3 protein-coding genes and 1 pseudogene are annotated in these 3,197 nt (G+C 65.6%); 2 read left to right on the top strand and 2 right to left on the bottom strand.

Annotated features, from left to right (window positions below):
- Positions 1-1,328 (bottom strand): PEP/pyruvate-binding domain-containing protein (locus tag BDIM_RS11990; protein WP_040346027.1); only part of this gene is annotated, 1,328 nt, incomplete at its 3' end.
- A 235-nt stretch (positions 1,329-1,563) separates the two neighbouring features.
- Positions 1,564-2,265 carry a response regulator transcription factor CtrA gene (ctrA, locus tag BDIM_RS11995; protein WP_003165857.1) on the bottom strand — a complete coding sequence of 234 codons (702 nt, stop codon included), beginning with the start codon at positions 2,263-2,265 and terminating at the stop codon, positions 1,564-1,566.
- Positions 2,266-2,638: 373 nt separating this feature from the next.
- Here ctrA and BDIM_RS12000 point away from each other — a divergent pair, with 373 nt between their 5' ends.
- Entirely contained in the window at positions 2,639-3,010 is a 372-nt protein-coding gene (locus tag BDIM_RS12000) for a dnaA domain-containing protein (RefSeq protein ID WP_003165858.1), read from the top strand.
- A pseudogene (locus BDIM_RS18030) lies at positions 3,007-3,197 on the top strand (DUF6456 domain-containing protein); the annotation flags it as partial. The gene BDIM_RS12000 and the pseudogene BDIM_RS18030, both read left to right, overlap by 4 nt.

Consider the following 3,197-nt stretch of genomic DNA (forward strand, 5'->3'; position numbering starts at 1 on the left):
TCGTCGCGGACCAGGATGACGGCGTCGCCCTGTTGGCCCAGACGCTCGGCCTCATCGGCGTCGAAGACGATCTTGCCGGTCGCCGCGCCCGGCGAGGCGGGCAGGCCCGCCGCGACGACAGTGCGCGCCGCCTTCGGGTCCAGCGTCGGGTGCAGCAACTGGTCCAGCGCGCCCGGCTCGACACGGCTGACGGCCTCGTCCTGAGAGATGACGCCCTCGGAGGCCAGATCGACGGCGATCTTCAGCGCCGACTTGGCCGTGCGCTTGCCGTTGCGGGTCTGCAGCATCCACAGGCGGCCCTGCTCGACCGTGAACTCGATGTCCTGCATGTCGCGGTAATGGCTTTCCAGCCGCCCCACCACATCGACGAACTGGGCGAACACCTGCGGCATCGCCTCTTCCATCGACAGCGCCGTCTCGCCCATCTCCTCGCGACCCGCCTTGGTCAGGGACTGCGGCGTGCGGATGCCCGCCACCACGTCCTCGCCCTGGGCGTTGATCAGGAACTCGCCGTACAGCTTGTTCTCGCCGGTCGAGGGGTTGCGGGTGAAGGCGACGCCGGTGGCCGAGGTCTCGCCCATGTTGCCGAACACCATCGACTGGACGTTGACGGCCGTGCCCCAGCTTTCGGGGATGTCGTGCATGCGGCGATAGAATTTCGCCCGGTCGTTCATCCAGCTTTCGAACACGGCGCCGACGGCGCCCCACAGCTGGGCCTGGGGATCCTGCGGAAAGGGCTTGCCCAGTTCGCGCTCGACCAGGGCCTTGTAGTCCGCGACCACCTTCTCCCAGTTCTCGGCGGTCAGTTCGGTGTCGACCGAGACGCCCAGACGATCCTTATGGTCGTCCAGCACCTCTTCGAAATAGTCGTGGCCCAGACCCAGCACCACGTTGGAGTACATGGTGATGAAGCGGCGATAGGAATCGAAGGCGAAGCGACGGTCGCCCGACAGCTTGGCCAGGCCCTCGACCGTTTCATCGTTCAGGCCCAGGTTCAGGACGGTGTCCATCATGCCCGGCATGGAGGCGCGGGCGCCCGAGCGCACCGACACCAGCAGGGGGTTGGCGGCGTCGCCGAAGGTCTTGCCCACCACGCCCTCGACGTGGGCCAGGGCGGCCTTGACCTGATCGGTCAGGTCGGACGGATAGGTTTCCTGATTGGCGTAATACCAGGTGCAGACCTCGGTGGTGATGGTGAAGCCGGGCGGCACCGGCAGGCCGAGGGACGACATCTCGGCCAGGTTCGCGCCCTTGCCGCCGAGAAGGTTCTTCATCGACGCGTCGCCATCGGCGGAGCCGCCGCCGAAGCCATACACCCACTTGGTCATTTCGTAGTTCCTGAACCGTGGTCTCGCGAGACTGAGTCCCGCCTTATGCGGGGTTTCACTAGCGCGCTGCACCTGCGAAGGCGAGGCCGTAGGCGTAACAATCCGTGAGAGGATGTATCCGCTCGCCATCGTCTTCAGCCCCAAACCATGGAGCGGACAAAGGAAAACGCCCGCCGGTTTCCCGACGGGCGTTTGCATTCGTTCAATCCTGAGTGGAGGCTCAGGCCGGATCCGTTCAGGCGGCGACGGTGATCGCGCCTTCGGCCGGGTCGCGCAGGACATAGCCGCGGCCCCAGACGGTCTCGATGTAGTGCTTGCCGCCGGCGGCCGTCGCCAGCTTCTTGCGCAGCTTGCAGATGAAGACGTCGATGATCTTCAGTTCCGGCTCGTCCATGCCGCCGTACAGGTGGTTCAGGAACATTTCCTTGGTCAGGGTCGTGCCCTTGCGCAGGGAGAGCAGCTCCAGCATCTGATATTCCTTGCCGGTCAGATGCACGCGGTGGCCGTTCACTTCGACGGTCTTGGCGTCCAGGTTCACCGCGATCTCGCCGGTGTGGATGATGGCCTGGGCGTGGCCCTTGGAGCGGCGGACCACGGCGTGGGTGCGCGCGATCAGCTCGTCCTTGTGGAAGGGCTTGGTCAGATAGTCGTCGGCGCCGCCGCCGAAGGTCTTGACCTTGGTGTCGATCTCATGGCTGCCCGAGAGGATCATCACCGGCGTATTGATCTTGCCGTTGCGCAGCTGGCGCAGAACCTCAAGCCCGCTCATGTCCGGCAGGTTCAGGTCCAGCAGAATGAGGTCGTAGTCATAGATCTTGCCCAGATCGATGCCTTCCTCACCCAGGTCGGTCGTATAGACGTTAAAGCCTTCCGACTTGAGCATCAGCTCAATGCTTTGGGCTGTCGCGTGGTCGTCTTCGATCAGCAGGACGCGCATTCTTGCCCCTCCAGGCAAAGCTTGGGATAGCCGCGCGGGAGCGGCGGCCAGGTAACCTTGTTCCAACGTTAACGGGCCAAAACCTTAAGAAGGGTTAACGCATCCCGATATGAAACGCCTAAGGTGATTTGCGAATCGCCGTCCAGAGTCCTGAGTCAAGGATTCGTTAATTTATTTGGCGCCGCCCCCTCATTCCCCTGTTGACGTCTGGCGCGTCTTCCACAGGGGACGTGCACAACCGCCCCCGCCGATGCCGGACCCCGCCTAGGGAAGCGACCGTTTCTGACGCTTGATAGGATAACATTCCTATCTCGGTCGCCGAACGCACTCATAATGGCGACATCCACAGGAATGGCGGGAGGAAGCGCAGATCATGGAACCCTATCGCGTGCCGGTGACGGAGGGCGACCGCATCCGGGCGGACGCCGCCCTGTCGCTGGCGGCCCTGGCGCTGGGCGTGCCTGTCGCCGAAATGACCCGGCGCGAGCGGGTGCGGCCTCGGGCCTGTCGGGCGCGCTGGTCGGCCATGTATGTGGCGCACGTCTCCTATGGCTGGCCGCTGGAACGGGTGGCCCACGCCTTCGGCCTGAACCGGGCGACAGCCGGCGCCGCCTGCCGCTGGGCCGAGGATGAGCGCGACCGGCCCGACTACGACGTCCTGTTGGACGGGCTGGAGGGGGCGCTGCGGGCCGTGATGGAGCTGCCGCTGGTCGATCTGGCGCCCGAGATCGGAGGCCGTCGATGAACCGTCAACTGGAACGCGCCCGCAGCCTGCTGCAACGCCCCGGCGCCTGGCTGGACCAGGCGAACGGCGCCTATCCCCTGCGCCTCGGCGGCGACCGGCGCAGCCGGGTGGTGCTGACCCTGGACGAGGCCGTCTTCCGCGCCGTGATCGAGCAGCCGGGCCTGCGCCTGCGCGAAGGCGGCGGCTG

This window comes from Brevundimonas diminuta ATCC 11568 (assembly GCF_000204035.1).
In the GTDB taxonomy this organism is placed as follows: domain Bacteria; phylum Pseudomonadota; class Alphaproteobacteria; order Caulobacterales; family Caulobacteraceae; genus Brevundimonas; species Brevundimonas diminuta.

Excerpts from the sequence above, each read along its gene's own strand:
- BDIM_RS12000 (WP_003165858.1), top strand. The coding sequence starts at position 2,639 with ATGGAACCCTATCGCGTGCCGGTGACGGAGGGCGACCGCATCCGGGCG.
- ctrA (WP_003165857.1), bottom strand. The coding sequence starts at position 2,265 with ATGCGCGTCCTGCTGATCGAAGACGACCACGCGACAGCCCAAAGCATT.